Source organism: Mucilaginibacter straminoryzae, assembly GCF_022953055.1.
In the GTDB taxonomy this organism is placed as follows: domain Bacteria; phylum Bacteroidota; class Bacteroidia; order Sphingobacteriales; family Sphingobacteriaceae; genus Mucilaginibacter; species Mucilaginibacter straminoryzae.
In genome coordinates this window covers 273,595-298,591 of the sequence record NZ_JALJEJ010000003.1, presented here as the reverse complement: position 1 = coordinate 298,591, position 24,997 = coordinate 273,595, and the positions used below count along the sequence as shown (strand labels likewise).

Genomic DNA, 24,997 nt, shown 5'->3' with positions numbered 1-24,997 from the left:
ATTCCGCCCCTTTGTTTTTATGGATGGTTTTCAGTTTAATCGATCGCGTGATCAACCTTCTGCGAGCGCAATTTTGCCATGATAGTCCCGGCCAGGAATATGGATAGTGTCCCGACGACGATGATCATATTTTTATGGAAAGGGCTTCGCAAAAAAGCTAATCGTTCGGGTATTACTGATGGAAACGTCATCCAAAGAATGACGAAAATACCGATCAGCGTGGCAATTATTGCTTCTGTATTTTTGCTGCTTTTTGAAATTAAACCTAACAGGAACAGCCCCAACATGCCGCCCGCAAAAATTCCGGATAGTTCCCACCAAATGTCCAGTACGCTTTTTACGCCGATCATGGCTAAGCCGGCACCCATACCAAAAATTCCAAACACCACGGTTGCAATGTAAAGTATCCTGATGTTTTGGCGTTCGTTTACGTCTCTTTTGAAATAGCGCTTATAAATATCTTCTGTAAAAACTGTTGCAGATGCATTCATACTGGAACTGATGGAGCTCATGGCCGCAGACAGAATGGCCGAAATAATTAAACCAAGCAGTCCGGAAGGGATCTTATTTACCATGAAATTAGGCATCACTTTATCACCATAATCTTCAGGCTTAAGCGATCTCGAGATTTCTGCGATAGATTGTCCGCTTTTGGCGGCTAACTTTTCATTGGCGGCTACTTCACGTACATGATTAAGCATTTCCGGGTGATGCTGGTAATAAGCAAACAGAGATGTGCCGATAAAGAAAAATAATAGCGATGCCGGTACATAAATATATACGCAAAGCCATACCGATTTACGGGCTTCTTTTTCAGAAGGCGCAGCATGGTAACGCTGAACATAATTCTGGTCCATGCCAAAGTTATTGAGGTTAATAAAGAAACCATACAGCAGCACCACCCAGAAGGTTGATTCTGAAAGATTGGCATTGAAACTTCCCAAGCTGAATTTTTGTTCTCTTAAACCAACGTCTATTACATCTTTAATACCGCCCGGCAGGTCTTTCAAAATAAGGGCGAGGATCAGGATAGCGCCAAAAGTTTTGATTACGCCCTGCACCACTTCGGTCCATATCACGGCCTCAATGCCACCAAGCACGGTATAAACAATGATACAGATACCCATCACGATCATGATAGACGACATGGATAGTTCTGTTAAAGCTTGCAGACTGATGGCTATACCGAAAAATATCGAACCCATTCTGGCAAGTTGCGTTAGCAAAAAGCATACAACTGCATAGGTTCTGGCCCAGGTACCGAACCTATTCTCAAGGTTGGTATATGCCGAAACAGAACCAATTTTACGGTAGAAAGGGATAAAATATCTGGAAGCAGCTATGGCTGCTAACGGCATAGAAATGCTGAAGGTAAAAGAGTTCCAGTTGGTGCCAAAGGCTTTACCGGGCACACCCAAAAATGTGTTACTGCTTAAAAATGTGGCATATAGCGATAAACCAAGCGCCCAGCCCGGAATTTTTCCTGATGCTTTAGTGAACTGACTGGCTGTCCTGTTCTTTCGGGAGAAATATAAACCTACCCCGATCATGGATAACAGGTACAGAAAAATAATGGCAATGTCTATTACTCTTAGATTACTCACAGGCTTTCAGGTTTTCTAATTGGTATTTCCCAAACCTATCTTAAATCTGGTAGAAAAGTTTCCCGATTATTTGCATTATTTTATAAGATATTATCGTGCCCATGCCGATATTAACGGCAAAAAACTACTCATGATCAAAAAAATAGCTATCTGCTGCTTGTTTGTTGCCTTAGCAGCATTTGCTTATGGCCAAACCGGTTGGACGAAAGTAAGCGAAAAGCTTGTGTTCAATAATCCGCCGTTTAAAAATTGCCATGCATCTACCATTGTTGAAACCCAGACAGGCGAGCTTCTGCTTGCTTGTTTCGGCGGATCGCAGGAGGGAAAGGATGATGTAGTTATCTGGCTCGGTCAGTTAGGCGCCAACGGTGAGGTTGTTCCTCATGAGGTTGCAAATGGCGTTGTTGACGATACCAAACGTTTCCCTTGCTGGAATCCCGTATTGCTGAAGAAGAAAAGCGGCGAGCTGGTGCTGTTCTATAAGGTTGGTCCTAATCCGCGTGAGTGGTGGGGAATGTATAAAACATCTTTGGATAACGGCCTTACCTGGTCTGACGCGATGAAATTGCCCGAAGGTATTTTGGGGCCGATTAAAAATAAAGCTGTTGAATTAAAAGACGGTACTATCCTTTGTCCTTCGAGTAAAGAATATGCCAACGGGCACTGGCGGGTTTTCATCGAGCGTACAAATAGAAAGCTCAGTAAATGGGAATCTGTACCGGTGGATACCGCTTCAAACTTTGATGTAATTCAGCCAAGTATTGTTTTTTACGGTGGCAAAAAGTTGCAGATCCTTTGCCGTAGCAAACAAGGTAACGTAATTCAGTCGCGCTCTAACAATAATGGCATATCATGGTCTGCACTTTCTAAAACAACCCTGTTGAATCCAAATTCAGGTACGGATGCTGTAACGTTAAAGGATGGCAAACAGTTAATTGTTTATAACCCCGATGTGCCGGGTAAAGAATGGTTCAACGGGCGTTCAAACCTGCGGGTTGCGATGTCTGCTGACGGCGAGCACTGGCAGGATATTATGGAGCTTGAACACGGAACAAAAGAAGAGTTCAGTTACCCGGCCATTATTCAAACCCGAGACGGATTGGTGCATATTACTTACACCTACGATAGAAAAAATATAAAGCACGTTGTGTTAAAGGAAAATTGATCTCGACACAGCAATAGGGTAGAAGCTTAACCCTAAAAAAGGCTTAACCAGTATTGGGAAAATGACATTGATTGATTAGTTCTTAGCTGATTTTCGCGACACAAATACTGCCCGGTATCTTTTAATATAATCTGATGGGTTAAGGCCAAACTGGTTAAAGAACTGCTTGCGGAAATATTTTACATCCATAATACCTACATGAAATGAAATTTCGCTTATCGTCATGTTGGTATTGATCATCAATTCTGCCGCCTTCCTTAACCTGAGGAACCGGATAAAGCCACTGATAGACAAGCCCGACATCAATTTTACTTTCCGGTACAGGTTTGAACGGCTCATGCCAATTTCGGCGGTAAACTTATTGATATTGAAATCCTCCTCGTTTATGTGGCTGTTGATGATCTGGATGCATTCTTTCAGGAATTCCTGGTATTCTGCCGATATCTTCAGATCCTGCTTTTGAAGGGTAACCTCATTATAAAAGTATTGCTGCAGCTTATTCCTGTTTTTCAAAAGCGCTTTCACCCGGGCAATCAGCAAGTCTTTTTCAAATGGCTTGCTTACATAATCATCTGCGCCGGCTTCTGCAGCTTTTAAACGGATCTGGCTGTCTGTTAGTGCTGTAAGGAGTATTACCGGTATGTGTGAAAAAGCCGGGTCTGATTTTATCATCGCGCAAAGTTCAATGCCGTTCCGCTCATCCATCATTACATCGGTAATAACAAGATTAGGCGAATGCTTTTTAACCTGTTCATAACCCTCGTTACCGTTAGAGGCGGCATAAACCTGATAATCATTCTTGAAAAGCCCTACAATATATTCGCGTAATTCCTGGTTGTCTTCCACCACAATGATAATTTGCCTGCCGTCTGTCCAGTCTTCTACGGTGACTTCTTCATCTATCATGCAGGGAGCTGTTTCAACGGATTCAATGATAATATCTGGGTCTGTAATGATTACAGATTGTTCAGTTTGTCCGGTTGCTTTAGGCAGTCTGATTTCAAACAGGCTGCCTTGTCCCTCTGAAGACTGATAGGTTATCGTCCCTTTATGCGCTTCTACATAAGTTTTTGCTAAATAAAGCCCGATACCGAAACCCGGTTTTTCGGCCGTAGCAGAAGCGGGGCTGCGAAAGAACCTGTCGAAAAGCCGGTTGCCCAGATCTGCAGGTATACCCGAGCCGGAATCCTTAATCCTGAAAATGACTTCATCTCCCGAGTCCAGGATAGCGGCTTCTACCGTTCCGCCTTCAGGGGTGTACTTAATGGCGTTGGAGTACAGGTTACCAATAACTGATTCCAGCTTACTGCGATCAGCATTTATTGTAGTATCACTGGCATGGTCAATAAAGCTAAAATGAAGGTTCTTCATCTCGGCTTCTTTTACAAAGCTTTTATGAATGTCGGCACACAATTCGCCTGGTTTAATTAAAGAGAACTGTAACGCGTCACTATTTTCGTCGTCTACTTTTTTGAAAGCCAGCAACTGGTCAATCAATTTTAGTAATCGCTGCGCGTTCAGGTAAACAATATCAAGCCCGCTGGTGTCACGAATCTCAGCGTGCTTTTGCAGGTAATCTTTTAGGGGATTGATAATCAATGTAAGGGGTGTGCGGAACTCATGCGATACATTAGTAAAAAAGGCGGTTTTCTTTTCGTTAAGTTCCTTTTCTTTCTCAGCATCGGCATGGGCTAGTTTTATTTCCTGCTCCATATTAGCTTTATCCGTCCGGTAACGGTTATAAAAATAGATGCTTAGCCCCAGTGCCATGCAGTAAGAAAGATAAGCCCAGATACTTCTGTAAAATGGCGGAAGTATTACCACCTTAAGCAATATCTTGTCTTGTTCCCATTCCCCTGCAATATTACTCCGTCTAACGTGAAGGTAATAGGTCCCTTCGCTCAAACGACTGTAATTAGCCACATCTGCAGACGTGGTTACAGACCAGCCTTTATCCCAGTTTTCCAGAAAGTATTCGTACTTGGCATTAGCTGTGCCCGTGTAATCTACCGCAGAAAAACTGAAAGACAAGTCGGCATGCTGAAAAGGAACTTCTATATCATTGATACCAGTGGCACTAATCCCTTTTACATAATTGCTTTTTGACGTCAGCAACTCATTATCTACCCTGATAGAAGTAAGGTAAACAACAGGGCTGGTAGGTTTTGAAAGCGTAGCGACACTGTCTGGAAAAAAACGGGTAAAACCACCGATACCACCAAAAAGCATTTCGCCCGTTTTAAGCTTGTATGCTGCGTTATAGGAGAACTGATTGCTTTGAAGTCCGTTTTCGCGAAAGAAGTTGCGGAACTTTTTTGTGGTCGGATTAAAGCAGGACAGGCCCGCAAAAGTACTTAGCCAAAGATTGCCATGCCCGTCTTCCAGTATATTCAACACAGAATTATTACATAAACCATCGGCGTCTGTATATTGATGAAGTACCGTACCTGAAGTTCGGTCAAATTCTATCAGTCCGCCCGCTTCTGTTCCTATCCAAAAATGTCTACGGCTATCTTCATACAAAGCCCTGATCGGTTTGCCCACATTATAATAAGTATGCTCGCTACCCTTAGCGTTTAATTTAATTAAGCTAAGCGCATTGCCCGCCCAGAGATTGTGCTGACGGTCTTCTGTCAGGGCGACGATATTACTTAATGTATTGCTGAATGGTTTAAATTTATCTTGTGTGCTGTCGTAACGATAAATGTAGCCACCCATAAAAGTGGTTGCCCATAAGGTGTGGCTATGGTCTTCAAAAAGCAACCATACGTAATTATGCTCTTCGTTTTGTGAGGTGACACATTTGTAATGCTTAAACTTTCCGGATTTTTCATCGTAGCGGTTGATGCCGCCGCCATAAGTAGCCACCCAGGTGTTGCCGTAAAGATCTGTCAGGGTGCTTGATACCATGTTGCTGCTTAACGAAGTAGGATTACCGGGGATATAGGTGAAACTGCTGTATTTTTTTTGCGATGGTTGCCAGATATTTACGCCCCCGCCATCTGTTCCGATCCAGAGATTGCCTTTTTTGTCTTCGCTAAATGAAGAAACGTAAGGATAGGCGAGGGTATTTTTATTGAACGGATCGCGGCTGACGGCATGGAAGGGTAGGTCGGTTTGGTCGATAAAATTAACTCCGCCCTTAAGTGTGGCAATCCAAACCCTTCGCTCCGAATCGCCCATCAGGCCCAGTATCGTTTCGCTGCTAATAGAATTTGAGCCGTCTTTAGACGGATAATAATGCGTTGTCTTATGAGTTTTTAGATCGCTTGAAAACAGGCCGTTACTTGTAGTGCCAATCCACAATCTGCCTGGCTCGGCAAGGAACAATGAAATTACATCCTCGTTCGCCAAAACAGGATCAAATGAAGCCGAAGCGTTAACTACCTTTCGCTGAATGGTATTGTAGCAGTACAGGCCTTTTCTCGTGCCGATCCACATATTCTCCCCCTCGGGTTGCAAACAATTGACGAATTTTTGCGAAACCAGTACAGGGACTAGGACTTTAGAGTGATAAACAAACCTATAAACGCCCATTCCGTCAATGCCTATCCATATTTGCCCCTTTTTATCAGCGACAATACTTCTCACGTTATAATTGGTTAGTTCGTGCCCTTCCTGGTCTTTGCAAATTATCTGCCTGGCTAATGTATCATTCTTGTCTTTGAACATCAGGCCCATGCCGTTGGTACCAATAAACATGTTTCCCTGGTTATCTGCTTTCAGGAAATTAACTGCTGATGAAATAAGGTAGTGTTTCTTCTGGACCAGTGTTTCATAGGCGGCCATGTTGAATTCTCTTGAAAGCCTGTTATAAGTACAAACCCCCTGGCCGGTAGCCACCCATATCAGGCCTTGTTTGTCTTCAGAAATGGAATAGATGTAGTTATAGGGAAGAGAATGCTTGTTGCCGAAACGGTTACGAAAAGTTACGAATTGTTTTCCGTCATAACAATTGAGGCCATCGTGCGTGCCAAACCACATAAACCCCAAATGATCCTGGAAGATGCAGTTAACAGAACTGTTAGAAAGGCCATCGTTAATATTAATAGAACGTATGGTAAACGAAAAAGCCTTGGTAGCAAATAACAATAAAAACTGTAAAGTAATAAGTAAGTAGCGAAAACAGGGCATAGTTAGTATCTGAACTATCAGATTTAGATGGTACGCTAAAGATACGACATATTATAAAACATGTAAAGGGTTTGTTACAGGATAGAATAAGGGGAGGGAGTTTTTAAGCGGCTTCAATATTTGGAGTAAAGTGAAATAATCTGCCACTGCATTAAGCATTCATATAAATGAAGCAAACTGGTTAGCCCTTACGCTAAAGCTTAATAAATGTATTTAAAACATTAATTGGTCAGTTTATCACCCATATCTGGACAGTTTGTTACCCCTCGATGGCTTCTTTAGTCCCTTACTTTGGTAAAAGGTCTTCAATCGTCGAAAGGTGAAGGTCTCATCTACTAACCTGTATAACTTAACTTAATTAACCCCTGTATGAGAAGTAACCACTATTACTAACCCGCCAACTTGTGCTTTAACGGCTGGGCTGTTGACGCATTATTAACGTGCTTTTTATGTGTATCGTATGCAGAAGTTTAAAGATTATTTGGAGTAGTCATCTTCAACGGTGATCATATCAGAAATCTTTAGAATGTCATCCGGGGTAATATCATCCGCTGCTGCATCAACATAAGAGTCACGCTTAATCGGATCTATTTTATAGTAACCTGCTTCTGGCCAACCCCGGCTGGTAAGAATCAATTTTAACTAATGATTACATATGAAGATATTTCTTTACTCATTAAAAAATAAGCCATTCTGGTTAATTGCCTGGTTAACCATTGGTTTTCCATTATTTACGCTCGCACAAACCATAAAGGTTGAAGGTGTTATTAAAGATGTGCAAGGCCCGCTTCCCGGCGTAAGCATCACCGTTAAAGGAACCACTTCAGGAACGAAGACCAATGCAAGCGGAGCTTATTCTTTATCTGCACCTGCTAACGCCGTGCTTGTTTACACCAGTGTTGGTTATAAAGCGCAAACTATTAATTTAAGTGAGCGTAAACCTGCTTCTGGCAATGTTTTCAATATTGACCTTGTTTTGGAAACGGACGCCACAAGCCTTAATGATGTTGTTGTTGTAGGTTTTGGCCAGCAAAAAAAGGTGAACTTAACCGCTGCCGTAAGTACCATTAACGCTAAAGACCTGGCAGACCGCCCTGTGCAAAATGTTACTCAAGCTTTGGAAGGCTTGGTCCCTGGTTTGAATATTTCCCAAAACAGCGGATCGCTTGAAAGCTCACCGTCTATCAATATACGTGGTATAGGCAGTATCAGCGGTTTTGCTTCAGATGCACCGCTTGTGCTGATTGACGGTATGGAAGGTGATTTGAATGCCTTGAACCCGCAGGATGTAGAAAGTGTGTCTGTATTAAAAGATGCGGCAGCATCTTCCATATATGGTTCTCGTGCGGCATTCGGTGTTATCTTGGTGACCACCAAAAAAGGTAAGGTCGGGGCAATACGGGTTAATTACAATAACAGCTTCCGTGGTACTACCCCGGTAATACGACCAAAGGAGATGGACTCCTATACATTTGCTTTATATTTCAACGATGCAAGTTTAAACGGCGGGAGCAGCGCTTTCTTTGATACAAATTGGCTGAAGCGCATAAAGGATTTCCAGGACGGTAAAATTACCACAACTATTATTCCTAACCCTAATAATCCGCAATATTGGGCAGACGGTTACGGATACGGAAATGACAACGTAGATTGGTATAAGGCTATTTATAAAAAAAGGTCGTTTGCGCAGGAACACAACTTAAGCTTATCCGGCGGAACTGATAAAACCACCTATTATATCTCTGGCGATTACCTCGACCAGACCGGTCTGATGCGTTTTAACCCTGACGGGTATAACCGTTATGGTGTTACCGGTAAGATCAACAACAAGATTAACAAATATCTTGATTTTAACTATTCGATGCGTTTTATCCGCGAGGAGCTTCAACGCCCTTCGTTCATGACAGACGGGTTATATAATGACCTTGCCCGCCAGGGATGGCCGACTTTACCATTGTACGATCCAAATGGTTTCCTGTATTCTTCGCCTTCACCAGCGCTTGGTTTAGCACAAGGCGGTCAGGACAGAACCACCAAAGACTGGAACTATCATCAATTACAGTTGGTATTGGAGCCCATTAAAGGCTGGCGTACCTTTGGCGAGGTAAACTACCGTATCCGTAATGATTTTCGTCATTATGATGTACAGCAGCTTTACAACCATGATGTAGCCGGTAATGCCTACCTATACAGCAACACATCAAGTGTGTATGAGTATGCATACAAGCAAAACTACTTTAACTCCAACATCTATTCAGAGTATAGCAAAAGCTACAAGAAAAACAACTTCAAGGGGCTAGTCGGTTATCAAACAGAGATTACCAAATACCGGGATCTGAGCGGTGCACGCGCTGGTATTATTGTTGCCGATTTGCCGGTATTGAATCTAACTTCTGGTCTAGATCCTAACGGAAAAGTAGTTTCTCCATCTGTTTCGGGCCAATATCAGCAATGGTCAACCGTAGGTTTCTTCGGTCGTTTAAATTATGATTACGATGGTAAATACCTTTTAGAGGGGAATATCCGTCGTGATGCTTCTTCCCGATTCCGCGAAAATAAGCGTTGGGGATGGTTCCCTTCAGTTTCAGCAGGATGGAATATCGCCCGTGAGGGATTCTGGAACAGTCTTGAAAAAACAGTTAACACCCTAAAGTTCCGTGGTTCTTATGGTAACCTGGGTAACCAGAATACCTATGACTGGTATCCAACTTATTCAACTATACCTTATGGTGCAGCCAACGGATCATGGCTGGTTAACGGGCAGCAACCAAGTACTGCAAGTGCACCGAGCCTGATCAGCACAAGTTTAACGTGGGAAACTATTCGCAGTTATGATGCGGGCCTTGACTTCGGCATGTTTAATAACAGACTTACCGGAACTTTCGATTGGTTTATCCGGAAAACCCTCAACATGGTTGGCCCGGCTCAGGCCTTGCCGGCAACTTTAGGTACAGGTGTGCCACCTACCAATAATACCGACTTAAAATCAGTAGGTTATGAACTTGAAGTGGCATGGAATGATAGGATGAAGAACGGCCTGGGATACCGTGTTAAGTTTTTACTGTCAGACGCGCAAACCACCGTTACCCGTTATCCTAATCCTAACGGTTCGCTTAATCAGTATCGTGCCGGTCAAAAACTGGGAGAAATCTGGGGCTTTACCACACTTGGTATTGCTAAAACCCAGGCGGAGATGGATCAGCACCTGGCAACGCTTAGCAACGGGCAATCAGTGTTAGGCAGCCAGTGGGCGGCAGGTGACATTATGTATGCAGACTATAACCACGATGGAAAATTAGATTATGGCGCATCTACGGCTTCAAATCCTGGTGATCAGCACATTATAGGTAACAGTACACCACGTTACCGTGTAGGTTTCGATGTGAGCATGGATTTTAAGGGATTTGACTTTAGAGCGTTCTTCCAGGGGATATTGAAAAGAGATTACTGGACAGACAGCTATTTATTCTGGGGTGCTACTGATAACATCTGGTGGTCAAGCGGTTTGGTGCAGCACGCTGATTATTTTAGAAATGATCCGAATAGTCCGCTCGGTCTGAACCTGAACAGCTATTATCCAAGACCAACATTCGGTACCGGCAAAAACCACGCGGTGCAAACCCGCTATCTGCAAAATGCGGCATACCTGCGTTTGAAAAACCTGCAGATTGGCTATACCATTCCAGCTTCAATTACCAAGAGAATCGCCATATCCAAATTGCGTTTCTTCGCTTCTGGCGAGAACCTGGTTACCTGGACCAAGCTGGCAAAAATGTTTGATCCGGAAATGCTTGACTACAACTGGGTTGGTAACCCTTACCCGCTCTCTAAAGTTGTTTCATTTGGTTTAAGTGCTACATTATAATCTAAATCATCATGAGATTCAATCAGATTATTTATAAAAGAATTTACGTTTATTTGGCGTTGAGTGCGGTTTTAGTTTTTTCGGCCTGTAAGAAACAGCTGAATTTAACACCGCAGTCGCAGATTACGCCCGAAGAGTTTTTTACAGAGCAATCACAGCTTGGCGCTTATGCCATTGCCCGTTATAACTCTATTTTACCTTCTCATTCGAATTGGTCATTTGGAACCTTCGGCATCGATGCCAACACCGATAATATGGCTGTGCCAGACCTGAGTAGCCGCTTCCTGCCCGGCCAATGGCGGGTAGGTTCTGATGGCGGCGCCTGGAGTTTTGGCAACATCAGGCAACTGAACTATTTTCTTGCACAGGTTTTACCGAAATGGAGTGCGGGAAAAATAGTCGGAAGTTCAGCCACTATTAATCAATATATCGGGGAGATTTATTTTTTAAGAGCTTACGAATATTTTAATAAACTACAGGCGCTGGGTGATTTTCCAATTCTTAGAGGAGTATTACCAGACGACCTGAGCCTGTTGACCAAAGCCAGCGAGCGCAGGCCTTGTAACGAGGTGGCGAGGTTTATTCTGTCAGATCTTGACTCTGCAGCTACCTTACTGCAGCCCGGCCCGGTTGGTAATAAGAACCGTATCTCGCGCGAGTGTGCGCAATTACTAAAATCCCGCGTAGGGCTTTTTGAGGGCACATGGTTGAAGTATTTCAAGGGTACCGCTTTTGTACCTAACGGCAATAACTGGCCGGGAAAATCTAAAAGCTATAATGCCAACTATCAGTTCCCTTCAGGTAGTATAGACGGCGAGATCCAGTTTTTCCTGAGTGAATCTATGAAAGCTGCACAATTGGTAGCCAGTAAAATTCCGCTGGTAACCAATACTGGTATTATTGAAGCGCCTAATAATGAAAACCCCTACTTTAACATGTTCAGCGCGGTAGATATGTCGGGTTATAGCGAAGTGTTATTATGGCGTCAGTACGCGCCTGCTATTGCAACGCACAATGTACCTGTTTATGCAATGGCCGGTAATGATGCAGTAGGCTTGACCCGTAGTATGGTAGAAAGCTATGTCATGAGCAATGGTTTGCCTATTTATGCCAGCGGAAGCGGTTATAAAGGTGATGACTACATCAGCGACGTAAGAACCAACCGCGATGGACGGTTAGTGTTATTCCTGAAAGAGCCAGGTCAGAAAAACGTACTGGTGAACGCCAGTGCGGGCGACCACGTTACAGCTGTTGAGCCTATACCTGCGATCTATTTATCCAGCGTTGAACAAAAATACACTACCGGTTACGCTATTCGTAAGGGGCTAAACTACGATGGAACCCAGGCACGTAACGGATCTGGTTATACAGGCTGTGTTATTTTCAGGGCTACTGAAGCCTATTTGAATTACATCGAAGCATGTTATGAACTTAATGGTACGATTGACGGAAATGCAGCCAACTATTGGCAACAGATTCGTACACGTGCGCAGGTTGATCCGAATTATCAAAAAACCATTGCCGCTACCGATATGTCAAAAGAAACATTGGACATGGGCGCATATTCCGCAGGTTCATTAATTTCACCGACTTTGTATAACATCCGTCGTGAAAGAAGATGCGAACTGATGGGCGAAGGCCTGCGCTATATGGACCTGATTCGCTGGAGGGCGATGGATCAATTGATCAGTCAGCCTTATCACTTCGAAGGGTTCAAACTGTGGGGGCCGATGAAGTCATGGTATACGCCATCACAAATTATCTATGGCGCAACTGATCCTAAAGCAACCGTATCAGATCCGGCGTTGAGCGCTTATCTGCGCCCGCACGAGATCCGCAGCAGTGCGTTATCTTATAACGGTGCAAAATGGATAATGGCCCATTACCTTAATCCGATCGCAGCGCAACATTTTATCATCAGTTCAAATAACGGCGATACACCTATTTACCAAAATCCGGGCTGGCCTGTTCAGGCCGGAGGGGTGCCCCAATAAATAACCTGAACCATAGCACGATTGATCGCTTTTGTTAATGAGCAAAATTGTAAATTCAAGGAAGCGAAATTGATCGGGGTGATGTGGCTGTTATAAAGCCGCATCACCTTTTATTATTTTTCAACGGTTACCTTACACCGCTTTTAATGGCGAAAGCCGCAATTATCAAGAAATGAGAATACCTATTTTGTCTATTATTTTCTTCTGCATGGCCATACTTACTACCGGAGTCGCTGTTGCACAAAATGCACAGTTTAATCCGGGAGCTATCTGGGCTGATAATAACGGTACGCACATTAATGCACACGGCGGCGGCTTACTGTATAAAAATGGTGTTTACTACTGGTTTGGTGAACACAAAATAGCTGGCGAGGCCGGTAACAAGGCCATAGTGGGCGTACATTGTTATGCTTCTAAAGACTTATATAACTGGAAGGATGAAGGCATTGCTTTAAGTGTTTCTGAAGATACCACCAATGATATCGCCAAGGGCTGTATTTTAGAACGCCCAAAGGTGATTTACAATAAAAAAACGGGCAAATATGTCATGTGGTTTCACCTGGAGCGAAGGGGAGAGGGGTATGGTTCTGCGAGGGCCGGCGTAGCTATCAGCGATAAAGTAACAGGGCCATATAAATATCTGAAGAGCTACCGGCCTAATCCGGGTAAACTACCTTTCTATCCGTTAGGGACGCCCGAAGATGAAAAAGTAGATTGCCTGAAAGCTGCAAACGAGCGCGACAAATTCTTTTGCCGCGATTTACCAGGCGGCCAGATGGCCCGCGACATGACAGTATTTGTTGATGATGATGGCAAAGCCTATCATGTTTTCTCCTCTGAAGAAAACTTTACATTGGATGTTGCCGAGCTTGATGATAGCTATACAGGCCATACCGGTAAGTTTTCAAGGGTATACATCGGCCACCAGACAGAAGCCCCGGCTTTGTTTAAGCGTAACGGCCTTTATTACATGGTTGGCTCTGGTTGTACAGGTTGGGCACCGAATGCTGCGCGTTGGTTTACGGCCAAATCTATTTTCGGTCCGTGGACGTATCATGGCAACCCATGTAAAGGCAACGGGGCAGAAATCACTTTCGGCGGTCAAAGTACTTATATTCTGCCGGTAAGCGGTAAAAAGGACGCCTTTGTTTTTATTGCGGATAAGTGGGTGCCTAAAAATGCGATCGACGGGCGATATCTATGGCTTCCTATTCAGTTTAAAGGAAATGATATGGAAATACCGTGGCTGGATCATTGGGATTTGAATGCCTTTAAGAACTGATATAAGTGCGGGCGGAGGTGATATTGTCTTTGATATGCCTTCACACCTTTAAATATAGTGGTAAACCGTCTCTGGATTTGAAGTTTTTACAAGTTAAATTCCCATAAAAGCAAGAAAAAGTATTATGTTCAGCAATCGTTATTTGCATGTTCATCTTTGAGATAATCTATCAATCAACCCGTTCATTTAAATGAAAATCACCATCAAAAGAAAACTCAAAAATTCTTTACTGCTCTTATTTGCAGTTTCTGCTTCTGCACTGGCGCAGCCAAAAGCAGTTCGCACTCATCAGAACTTTGATGCAGGCTGGAAGTTTCACCTCGGCCATGCGACAGATTTTACCCGCGATTTTAACTTCGGCATCGGCAACAACCTGTTTGCCAAGTCGGGCGAAACTGCGGGTACCTGTATCGCTATAGATTATAATGATAAGGAATGGACCAACGTACGCCTGCCTCATGATTGGGTGGTTGGCCTGCCGTTTCAATATGTGAAGAATGACGATATCGATTCACACGGCTACAAACCAGTCGGCCGTCTTTTCCCCGAAAATAGTATCGGGTGGTATCGTAAAACATTCCAGGTTGCTAAGGCAGATTCTGGCAAACGGTTCGAAATCCAATTTGACGGTATTTATCGCGATAGTAAGATCTGGGTTAACGGCTACTACGTGGGCGGCCATTTCAGTGGCTACAACAGTGTTTCTTTTGATATTACGGACTTTATCCGTTTCGATAAAAAGAACGCTTTGGTAGTAAGGGTTGATGCCACCGAGTTCGAAGGATGGTTTTACGAGGGTGCAGGTATCTACCGCCATACTTGGCTGAATAGCTATGATAACGTTCACTTTAAAAGCGAAGGCGGGTTGTTTGTGCATGCTGCCGTAGACCAGAAGGATGCGCAGGTTACCGTTGAAACTACCTTTGAAAATAAGGGCCTTAGTGCTGCGACAGCAACCGTACAGAGTTACCTTACCGACCGCAATGGGAAGAAGATAGCTTCAGGAAAGGAATTGCCCGTGAATGTTGCTTTAAGAGGAGAGGCTTCAGTAAAAGATCAGATCACCCTTAAAAACGCACAACTTTGGGATTTGGATAACCCATACCTGTATAAGGTGGTTTCACTGCTTAAAGTAAATGGTAAAACCATTGATAGTGTAAAAACACGGTTTGGTGTGCGCACTTTTACTTTCAGCAGCGAGAAAGGTTTTTTCCTGAACGGCCATCCCATGAAAGTTCAGGGTGTTAGCTGCCACCAGGACCATGCCGGTGTTGGTTCGGCCCTGCCAGACGAATTGCAATATTACCGCGTTCGCCTGCTGAAAGAGATGGGCGTAAATGCTTACCGGACTACCCACAACCCGCCGACGCCAGAGTTGCTGGATGCCTGCGATAGCCTGGGTATGCTGGTGATGGATGAAACCCGGTTATTAACTAGCGGCAAAGAATATGAGCAGCAGTTGCGCGATCTTATCCTTCGCGACCGTAATCATGCCAGTATTTTTATGTGGTCTATCGGTAATGAAGAATATGCTACACAACGGACCGACATTGGTAAACGCATTGCTCAAAATCAGTTAATGGTGCAAAAATCACTCGACCCAACACGCGAAAGTACTTATGCTGCTAACGTGGGTAACGTATTTAAAGGGGTAAACGAAGTGATACCGATCAGAGGGTTCAATTATAATCTACATGCTTTAGACGATTACCATGCGGCACATCCCGAACAACCGGTGATTGGTACCGAAGTAGCCAGTACAGTAACTACGCGCAGTATATTTGTTAAAGATACCGTACGTGCTTACGTACCCGACTATGATGTTACTTACCCTTCATGGGCAAGTACTGCTGAAACCTGGTGGCAGATTACGCAAAAGCGCCCGTGGTTTATGGGCGGCTTCGCCTGGACAGGTTTCGATTACCGCGGGGAACCAACACCTTACCGTTGGCCTAACATCAACTCGCACTTTGGGATTATGGATATGTGTGGGTTCCCTAAAACGGTTTATTACTACTACCAGTCCTGGTGGACGGATAAAGATGTGCTGCACATTGCACCGCATTGGAACTGGGCTGGTAAAGAAGGTCAGCCGATTGAGGTGTGGGTGAACACCAACGCGCAGGATGTGGAGCTTTTCCTGAACGGCAAAAGCCTGGGTAAAAAAGATATGCCAAGAAACGGGCACCTGGTTTGGACAGTTAAGTACCAGCCGGGTAAACTTACTGCCGTAGCACATAAAAACGGACGCGTAATAAAGAGCAGCGTGGAAACCACCGAAGCGCCAGCCCGCATTGTGCTTACCCCATCTAAAAAGATGATGCTGGCCAATGGCGAAGATGCGACCGTAGTTAACGTATCTGTGCTGGATAAAAAGGGTAGGGAAGTGCCGGATGCAGCTAACCTGATCCGGTTTGACCTGCGCGGTGATGCAGCTATTATTGGTGTAGGTAACGGCGATCCTAGCAGCCACGAACCTGACCAATGCACTGACGGACACTGGCAACGTAGTCTATTTGGCGGTAAAGCGCAACTGATTATCCGCGCTGGTGACAAAGCAGATCAACTAACGCTAACAGCAACAGGCTCTGGTCTTGAAAAACAGGATCTAATTTTAAAGCAGGTAGCGGGTAATTAAATTTAGATCAGTGCGGATGTTGACTATCTTTTAGGAGATGCTACCTGTACGATACAACAAGGCCGAAAGAAGATCATCTCCTTTCGGCCTTTGTTTTTTAGCAGTTATTTATATAAGAGCTTATTCTTTCACCATCCGGCTGCCGTATACGGGCCCGGCGCTGTTGCTGGCTTTGGCTATAAGTTTTACAGTTACTTTCTTTTTACCCTTGGTTAATTCTACCGGTATTGGATACGAAATGTAATAAAAGCGGCTTTCTTTGTACTTATTCAAATCTTCGGAAGTAAGCTTTATGTCGTCTATCCAGATATCAAAAACACGCCCGCGGTTATCCATTCCCCAATACATATTCATCAGGGTATTTTGCCGGTTAGGGTCAACAGTCATGGTGTAAGAAAAGTATCCCCCATCTTCTGTCGACCGCCATTTATGCAGGTGGTCTTCCCCGGTAATTATTTTTTCACCGGTAAAATTATGGTCGCGTTCGGGTTGCATTTCCCCGGGTCTTAGTATGTCTAAGGTCCGCGCTTCCAGCTCCTGCTGTTTCTTTTTCTCTTCATCATAAGCCTTTTTCTGCACAGCCCAAGTCTGTGGCGAAAATACGTCCCAGTAAACGGTGTAATACTGATCTTTAGTAGTGTAAAAGGGTACCAATTTAATACTTTCCTGTGTGTTGGTTTGTGTAGTGCTGAACGCTAACTGCTTAGGGTCTACCATTTTCAGCCAGTTATTTGGGTCTTTTTCATTGGTTACCAATACAGGAACCCCCGCAATCGGATCAGGTTCTTTATCTCCCAATACACCTGAAAGCATTACCGGGCCATAAAAGATAGCTTTGCGATCAGGGTTGTCCGGCATGGATTCGGTATAAACATTTTCGCCAAGTGTTAATACCACCTTGTCATTGTTTTTCCATTTGCGGTTCAGTACGATATAGCCTTCTTTGTCAATCTGTAAAGGTTGTTTATCTCCATTTACAGCAACTGTTGCTGAAGTGCTCCAACCTGGCTTTCTGATGCGAATGGGCAGCGATATGCTTTTAGTAGCATTAATGCTGTAAGTTATCGTATTACCTGATGGCAAATTGCTTTCCTGTTTTAAGATCAAGCCCTTCTCTTTGTAATTCAATACCGAAGGGATGAATAGGTTAACATAAATACCACCACCATCTCCACGGTAGTATATACTTTCATTGTATTTCACGTGGTTTTCCATACCGGAGCCCACGCAGCAGGTAAACGTAGTAAAGGGGGTACTGTACTCTTTCCGCCCGCCCATACGAAGCGAAACAAAATAGCACATCATGCCATCCTCGTGATTCTGAGAGGCGAGAATATGGTTGTACAATGCCTTCTCGTAGTAATCCATCAGATATGACGATGGTTCCAGCGCAAACAGATGCCGGGTTAGCTTCAGCATATTGTAAGTGTTGCAGGTTTCAGTAGTATTTTCTGTCAGCTGATCATTTAGCTTATCTGGCTGGCCAAGATACTCATAGTTGCTGTTGCCGCCCGTAGCATAAGAGTGATGACGGATTATAGTCTCCCAGAAAAAATCTGCAATAGCCTTATCCTTTACATCTTTATTTAATTCAAATCTTCGGGCACTAGCAATAATTTTAGGTATCTGGGTATTGGAATGCTTTCCTGGCAACACATCCTGACGGTTTGCCAGCGGGTCTAAAATTCGTTTGTCATAAAATTTATAAGACAGGTCCATGTATTTTTTCTCGCCGGTAATGGCATAAAGGTTCACCAGGGTTTCTGCCATTCCGCCGTACTCGCAAAGCAGCATTTTCTGTATCTGTTCATCATCAAGATTCTTCAGGGTTTGCTGCGTCCAGTCTGCCAACTTCTGGGCGATCAATAAAGCCTTGGTATTATTGGTATAAAGATAGGCATCCAGTAACCCGGCAAAAACTTTATGGACCGTGTACCAGGGCGACCAGCCGCCATTAAGGTCGAACCCCCGCGAGCGGATATCACCTTTAGCAACCTCTGCCCAGATGGTATCTTCTTTCGGTATGGCGCCGATATAACCTGTTTTGCGTGCCTGCTGGCATTCGGACAGTTCATCAACGATATAATTAACGCGTTCTAAAACAGCCGGATTATGCGAGGACGCATAAAGCATAGAGATTGCCGAAAGGTAATGGCCTAAAGTGTGCCCTGCTAAGCCAGACGATTCCCATCCTTCATACAGCGCGCCTTTTGGTTTCAGGCCGGAGTGACTGCGAAAGCCTGATAGCAAACGATCCGGTTCTATGGATAATAAGTATTTTTCATCTGCCAACATAGCCGTTTTAAAAGGGCCCTCAAGTAATTGCACCTGTTGCAGATCAAAGGCGTATGCTTTAATGGGAACGGTTGGTTTTACCTTCATGCGTTTATCCTGCCAGGTTGGAAGGTAGGATTGCGCTACTGCCGTGCTGAATGTACTTATACACAAATTGCTGTATAAGAGATATTTATATAGGGTTTTCATTTTCGGAAGTTTGGTTTATAAGAAGTCAATTTAGTGCAATAACCGCAGTTCTTAGGAATGATATTTTGCATTTGTTGCCCATATTTTAACCCTAAGCCCATCCTCATCACCGCTCTTTACAGTAATTGCCGCGGATTATGCCCTCAGTCAGAGTTGCTTTTTGATGATAAAAGCAGGATAAACAAGTATTTCAACTGCTTCGAGAAATCCTACGAAGTTAATTTTTAGCTACAAGTAGTAAAAATTGAAGAAAACCCACCTAAATGGTAACCATAATTTTACAATAATATCACATTATTAACTAACTGACCACAAAAATTACCCCAAAAGCTATTGTTTATGAAGCTTAAAAATGTACTTGAAAAATTCATTCCTGCCTGCTTCTGTTTAATAGTGCTCTGCTGTAATGCTTTTGCGCAGTCTTCCTTTGTAAAAGGTAAGGTGTTCGACAGCAAAGGCCTCCCAGTACCCGGAGCAACTGTTAAAATTAAAGGAAGTACTAAAGGTACCACTACCGCAGCGGACGGTTCGTTCGCCATCAACAACACACCGCCGAACACTGTATTAGTAATCAGCGCGGTTGGTTACAACACGCAGGAAGTAACTGCTAAAGCTACCCTTACCGTAACCCTTTCTGACAATAATCAAACACTGACAGATGTGGTAGTGACGGCCTTAGGTGTAAAACGCGATAAGCGTATATTAACCTATAGTACCCAACAGATCAAAAGCGACGAGATTACCCAAGCTAAAGATCCCAACCTGTTAAACGCTATTGACGGCAAAGTTTCGGGAGTACAGATCACCACTTCTTCGGGTACTCCGGGAAGTTCTTCACGTATCGTCATCCGCGGCGCTTCCTCTTTTTACGGTGATAACCAGGCGCTGATGGTTGTAGACGGCGTGCCAATCAATAATGATGAAACCGGCACCCTTAACTCTGGTCCGGGTGCTAACCGTTTGGTAGACATCGACCCATCTATTATCGAAAGCATGGACGTACTGAAAGGTGCGGCCGCAACAGCTTTGTACGGTTCTTCCGGAGCTAACGGCGTAATTATCATTACTACCAAAAACGGTTCTAAGAACAAAGCGCCAAGCGTTAATTTTTCATCAGACTATTCGGTGGATAACGCCTTGTTCCCCAAAGTCCAGAATAAATATTCCCAGGGGTTTAACGGCCAGTATTACGACGGTGTCACCAGGAAGACCAGCACATCGTGGGGAGCGTTGATGGACACATTGAAAATTAACGGTCAGCCAGCACCGGTTTACAACCAGTTGAAAGAGTTCTTCCCTACCGGTTCGTCACGTAATAATACTGTGAGCGTCAACGGCGGAAATGCTGCTTCCAGTTACTACTTTTCTTATGGTAACTATTATCAAAAAGGTACTGTTCCGGCTACAGACTTTTTAAGGAATACATTCTTTGCAAAATTTGGTAACCAGTTGAGCAAGCAAGTGAATACCACCTTCCAACTGAATTATTCCAACTCGCAAAAAAACAGCTTGCCAGAAGGGTACGCGTTGGAAAGCCCGGTTTGGACGATCTTTACTGCGCCAATCTCTTACAACCTGTTGCCTTATTTAGATGCCAGCGGTAACCAGCGCTTATACCGTTACTCTCGTAATAATCCGTACTGGGTGGTAAATAACATTTACAACAAAAGCGGTGTAAACCGTTTTCTGCCTACTTTCACTACCGACTATGCGCCTTTAAGCTGGTTGACAATAACTGAGCGTTTTGGTGCCGACGTATATACGGAGACTGATAAATATAAAGAAGCTGCCGGATCAGTCTCTAACCCTAACGGCCGCATCATCGACCAAACCATCAACTTCCGTCAGTTTAATAACGACTTTTTCCTGAAAGGCAACAAGAAGTTTGGCGATTTTGACGTAGACCTGGTATTGGGTAATAATATTTATTCTAAGTATGTGCAGTATTTATATGGTACCGGTACCGGTTTAACCATTGCTAATTTCGATAACGTCAGCTCTGCATCCACCATCACTTACGGTGAAGGTCATTACCTGACCCGCAAAATCGGATTCTATGCACAATCGAACATTGATTATAAACGCTTCCTGATCCTGTCATTAACCGGAAGGTATGACGGCAGCTCGAAGTTATCGATTGATCATAGCTACTATCCATACGGTTCTGCTGCAACCAGTTTTATCCTGTCAGAGTTTTTCTCACAAAGTTTAGCTGATGTAATGAACCTGGCGAAATTCAGGGTATCGTATGCTACTGTTGGTAACGACGGCGTCGACCCTTACTCTTTACAGACACCTTACAGCAGCGTTGGGGTAAGAAATATTTCTTTCCCTTATATGGGCCAGGCAGGCTTCTTGCTAAGTTCGGTATTGGGTAACCCTAACCTGAAGAATGAGCGTATCAACGAGTTTGAAACAGGTTTTGAAGGCGGATGGTTCAAAAACAGAATTACCCTTGAAGCATCTTACTTCCAGAAACAGACCAAGTTTGGTATTATCCCGGGTGTAACCATAGCACCATCAACCGGTTACAATGGTACAACAGTTAATACAGGTGTGATGCGCAACCGCGGTATCGAAGTGTTACTGGGCGGCAAACCGGTTAGGTCTAAAGATTTCTCATGGGATGTAACCATCAACTTCAGCCGTATCCGCAACAAAGTACTTGCCATCAACGGTGATTTGCAACAGATCGGTAACGGCTTCACCACCATTATTGACGGCCAGCCGTATGGTACTATATTCGGTACGCGTTATGCCCGCACTGCTTCTGGTCAGTTAAAAATTGGTGCCGACGGTTTGCCATATGCAGACGCTGCGCAAGGCATTATTGGTGATATCAACCCGAAGTGGACCGGCGGTATTACCAATAACTTCAGGTACAAGCAATTTAACTTCAGTTTCTTCTTTGACATTAAAAAGGGCGGCGATATTCAGAACAACGTAGACGGTTATGGCTACTTCTATGGCACACCTAAAGTAACCGAAGACCGTGGTTTACGCGTGGTACCTGGCATCAGCGATGTAACCGGCCAGGCAAACACCGTTGCTGTTAGCGGCCAAAGCTACTACCAACGTATCAACGGTATTACTGAATCTGTTATACAAGATGGTACTTACGTAAAACTGCGTAATGCCAGCATCGGTTATTCTTTCAAACCATCCTGGTTAGTTCACACACCGTTTAAAATGGTTGCTTTAAGCGTAACCGGACGTAACCTATGGATCTACGCACCGCACTTTACCGGCGGCGACCCAGAGGTGAGTTCTTTCGGCGCGTCTAACGGCGCACAGGGTATTTACTCTTTCTCAACCCCAACTTCAAGATCAGTTGACTTTAATCTGAAGTTTACCCTTTAAAATTTAAATGGATCATGAAAAAACTATATAGCATAATCATACTTACTGGCGGCCTTACGGTATTTACCGGATGTAAAAAATTCATCGATGTAAACCAGGACCCGAACAGACCAATTTCCGTACAAGAATCACTGATTCTTGCACCGGTAGAATTAAAAATATCTTCAGACGTAATGGCAGGCGGCGGCGTTGCCTGTACCGTGCAGGAATACATGCAGGTGATGGCGCTAAACCAGGTAGCACCAAACTCTGGTACTTACCTGATGTATAATAGCGATACGGATGGCGACTGGAGCAATATCTATGTGGGCTGTTTAAATAACCTGCGGAACCTGACTAAAATGGCCGAAGCGGATGGTAAAACATACTATTCAGGCATATCCAAAATTTTAACTGCTTACTGTTTAGCAACAGCGACTGATTTATGGGGAGATATTCCGTATTCACAAGCTTTTAATGGCACTAATAACCTGACACCAACCTACGATTCTCAACAGAGCATTTATGCCCAGGTGCAAGCTTTATTAGATGCGGGGATTGCCGACATTAACAAAAAGGGCGGCGTAGCACCATCTGGAGATGATCTTTACTACAATGGAGATATGACCAAGTGGGTTAAGCTGGCTTACACCTTAAAGGCGCGTTATTACATGCACTTAATTAACGCTCCGGGTACTACACCTGCTGCACAGGCCCAGCTGGCACTTACAGCTTTGAATAATGCCATGACTTCTAACAGCGATGATTTTAAAATGGTGTATACCGGTTCTGCCGGTACAGAAAACCCATGGCAGCAAAACTTCCTGTCGGTTTCTACCTTTGTACTGGGCGATACCTTCGTAAACGGTTTCGCACAAAGAAATGATCCGCGTGTTTCAAAAATGGTTGCACCGGCAAAACAAACAGGGCTGTACACCGGCCGTCAAAATGGCCTGACCGCCATTGGTAGTTTAGAATCTTATTCAATTCCGGCAAGTTTTTATGCAGGTGCTGCAGCCTATAATTACTTGGTTAACTATTCAGAGGTATTGTTCCTGAAAGCCGAGGCTACCTATTACACTTCGGGCTTTGCTGCTGCCGCTCCATTCTACATTGCAGGTGTACAATCGCACATGAATAAATTGGGCGTAAGCAGTACAGATGCTGCCACTTATCTGGCAAGCAGAACATTAACCGCAAATAATGCACTACAGTTGATTATGGAAGAAAAGCAGATTGCCAACTTCCTGTTAATGGAAAACTTTACCGACTGGAGAAGAACCGGTTACCCGAAAATAACCAAGGTTTTAAACGCATTATCTGATATTCCGCGCCGAGTACTGTATCCTCAATTAGAAATCACCTCTAACCCGCAGCCAGTACAAAGCGCAACCTTAACCAGCCGTGTTTGGTGGGATACCAAATAATTTATATTGAAAATAAACCGGTCGGCAGTGTGCAATTTTATGGTTAAAATTGAATAAGTTTAAGCTAAGATTAACACTGCCGACTTTATAAGACCTTATTACTTTTGACAAATATTTTACGGATATGATGAATTTCGAATGGACCGGTGTTTTCCCGGCAGTTACTACAAAGTTTGGTGCGGATGATCAACTGGACTTTGATGCTTTTGACAAAAATATCTATGCCCAACTTGAAGCTGGTGTAAACGGTATTATCCTCGGAGGATCTTTAGGCGAAGCCAGTGTTTTAACAGACGATGAGAAATTCGCCTTACTTAAACATACATTGGAACTGGTAGAAGGACGCGTACCTGTGATATTGAATATTGCAGAGCAAACCACACGTTCTGCCGTTGAGATTGCAAAAAAAGCTTATGAATATGGTGCTAATGGTTTAATGCTATTGCCGCCAATGCGCTACAAGGCTGATGACGATGAAACAGTTGCATTCTTCACAGAAGTAGCTAAAAGCACACCGTTGGAAATTATGATTTATAATAACCCGGTTGATTATAAAATTGAAGTTACGCTGGAAATGTTTGAACAACTGGCGACTATAGAGAATATCGTTGCCGTTAAAGAATCAACCCGCGATGTAATCAACGTGACCAGGATGATCAATCGTTTCGGTGATCGTTTTAAAATATTCACCGGTGTTGACCCTATTGCAACCGAAAGTTTAATGATGGGTGCAGATGGCTGGGTTGCCGGTTTGGTTGATGCCTTCCCGCGCGAGACAGTGGCTATATACAGGCTGATAAAAGCCGGAAGATATGAAGAGGCGCGTGCCATACACCGTTGGTTCTTGCCCGTTCTGGAACTTGATATCCATCCGAAACTTGTACAATATATTAAATTAGCAGAAGTAGCAACAGGTATTGGCACCGAACGTGTACGTGCACCAAGGTTGCCGCTAAAAGGTGAAGAAAGAACTCGTGTGCAAAAAATAATCGCTGACGCGGTAGCCGCCCGGCCGGAACTTCCTGTAGGAAGCTGGGGTAGTGTGGAAACCTTGTCAAACTGATT

The 24,997-nt window shown here is 43.9% G+C and carries 12 protein-coding genes; 8 read left to right on the top strand and 4 right to left on the bottom strand.

Annotated features, from left to right (window positions below; all coding sequences use genetic code 11):
- Positions 1 to 35: 35 nt before the first annotated feature.
- Positions 36 to 1,604, bottom strand: a complete 1,569-nt coding sequence (locus MUY27_RS08470; protein WP_245129572.1) for a sodium:solute symporter family protein — start codon at positions 1,602 to 1,604, stop codon at positions 36 to 38.
- Between the two features lie 130 nt (positions 1,605 to 1,734).
- On the opposite strand from MUY27_RS08470, the gene MUY27_RS08465 reads away from it, so the two are divergent.
- Positions 1,735 to 2,769, top strand: a complete 1,035-nt coding sequence (locus MUY27_RS08465; protein WP_245129571.1) for a sialidase family protein — start codon at positions 1,735 to 1,737, stop codon at positions 2,767 to 2,769.
- 75 nt (positions 2,770 to 2,844) lie between these two features.
- Here MUY27_RS08465 and MUY27_RS08460 read toward each other — a convergent pair whose 3' ends face one another.
- The gene (locus MUY27_RS08460; RefSeq protein ID WP_245129570.1) at positions 2,845 to 6,903 is read right to left on the bottom strand and encodes a hybrid sensor histidine kinase/response regulator transcription factor; all 4,059 of its coding nucleotides are present in this window, start codon (positions 6,901 to 6,903) and stop codon (positions 2,845 to 2,847) included.
- Between the two features lie 477 nt (positions 6,904 to 7,380).
- Positions 7,381 to 7,539 carry a hypothetical protein gene (locus MUY27_RS08455; protein ID WP_245129569.1) on the bottom strand — a complete coding sequence of 53 codons (159 nt, stop codon included), beginning with the start codon at positions 7,537 to 7,539 and terminating at the stop codon, positions 7,381 to 7,383.
- Between the two features lie 19 nt (positions 7,540 to 7,558).
- On the opposite strand from MUY27_RS08455, the gene MUY27_RS08450 reads away from it, so the two are divergent.
- The 4 genes from MUY27_RS08450 (at position 7,559) to galA (ending at position 16,682) form a co-directional block, all read left to right on the top strand.
- Positions 7,559 to 10,768, top strand: a complete 3,210-nt coding sequence (locus MUY27_RS08450) for a SusC/RagA family TonB-linked outer membrane protein (RefSeq protein WP_245129568.1) — start codon at positions 7,559 to 7,561, stop codon at positions 10,766 to 10,768.
- Between the two features lie 11 nt (positions 10,769 to 10,779).
- Positions 10,780 to 12,762, top strand: coding sequence for a RagB/SusD family nutrient uptake outer membrane protein (locus tag MUY27_RS08445; RefSeq protein ID WP_245129567.1), 1,983 nt, complete (start codon positions 10,780 to 10,782; stop codon positions 12,760 to 12,762).
- 172 nt (positions 12,763 to 12,934) lie between these two features.
- Entirely contained in the window at positions 12,935 to 14,044 is a 1,110-nt protein-coding gene (locus MUY27_RS08440) for a glycoside hydrolase family 43 protein (RefSeq protein WP_245129566.1), read from the top strand.
- A gap of 190 nt (positions 14,045 to 14,234) precedes the next feature.
- The gene (gene galA / locus MUY27_RS08435) at positions 14,235 to 16,682 is read left to right on the top strand and encodes a beta-galactosidase GalA (protein ID WP_245129565.1); all 2,448 of its coding nucleotides are present in this window, start codon (positions 14,235 to 14,237) and stop codon (positions 16,680 to 16,682) included.
- 120 nt (positions 16,683 to 16,802) lie between these two features.
- Here galA and MUY27_RS08430 read toward each other — a convergent pair whose 3' ends face one another.
- Complete coding sequence (locus MUY27_RS08430) at positions 16,803 to 19,166, bottom strand: glycoside hydrolase family 127 protein (RefSeq protein ID WP_245129564.1); 2,364 nt, start codon at positions 19,164 to 19,166, stop codon at positions 16,803 to 16,805.
- Positions 19,167 to 19,505: 339 nt separating this feature from the next.
- Here MUY27_RS08430 and MUY27_RS08425 point away from each other — a divergent pair, with 339 nt between their 5' ends.
- The 3 genes from MUY27_RS08425 (at position 19,506) to MUY27_RS08415 (ending at position 24,995) form a co-directional block, all read left to right on the top strand.
- Complete coding sequence (locus MUY27_RS08425; protein ID WP_245129563.1) at positions 19,506 to 22,526, top strand: SusC/RagA family TonB-linked outer membrane protein; 3,021 nt, start codon at positions 19,506 to 19,508, stop codon at positions 22,524 to 22,526.
- Between the two features lie 14 nt (positions 22,527 to 22,540).
- Entirely contained in the window at positions 22,541 to 23,932 is a 1,392-nt protein-coding gene (locus MUY27_RS08420; RefSeq protein ID WP_245129562.1) for a SusD/RagB family nutrient-binding outer membrane lipoprotein, read from the top strand.
- A gap of 124 nt (positions 23,933 to 24,056) precedes the next feature.
- Positions 24,057 to 24,995, top strand: coding sequence for a dihydrodipicolinate synthase family protein (locus MUY27_RS08415; protein ID WP_245129561.1), 939 nt, complete (start codon positions 24,057 to 24,059; stop codon positions 24,993 to 24,995).
- The last annotated feature ends 2 nt before the right edge of the window (positions 24,996 to 24,997 follow it).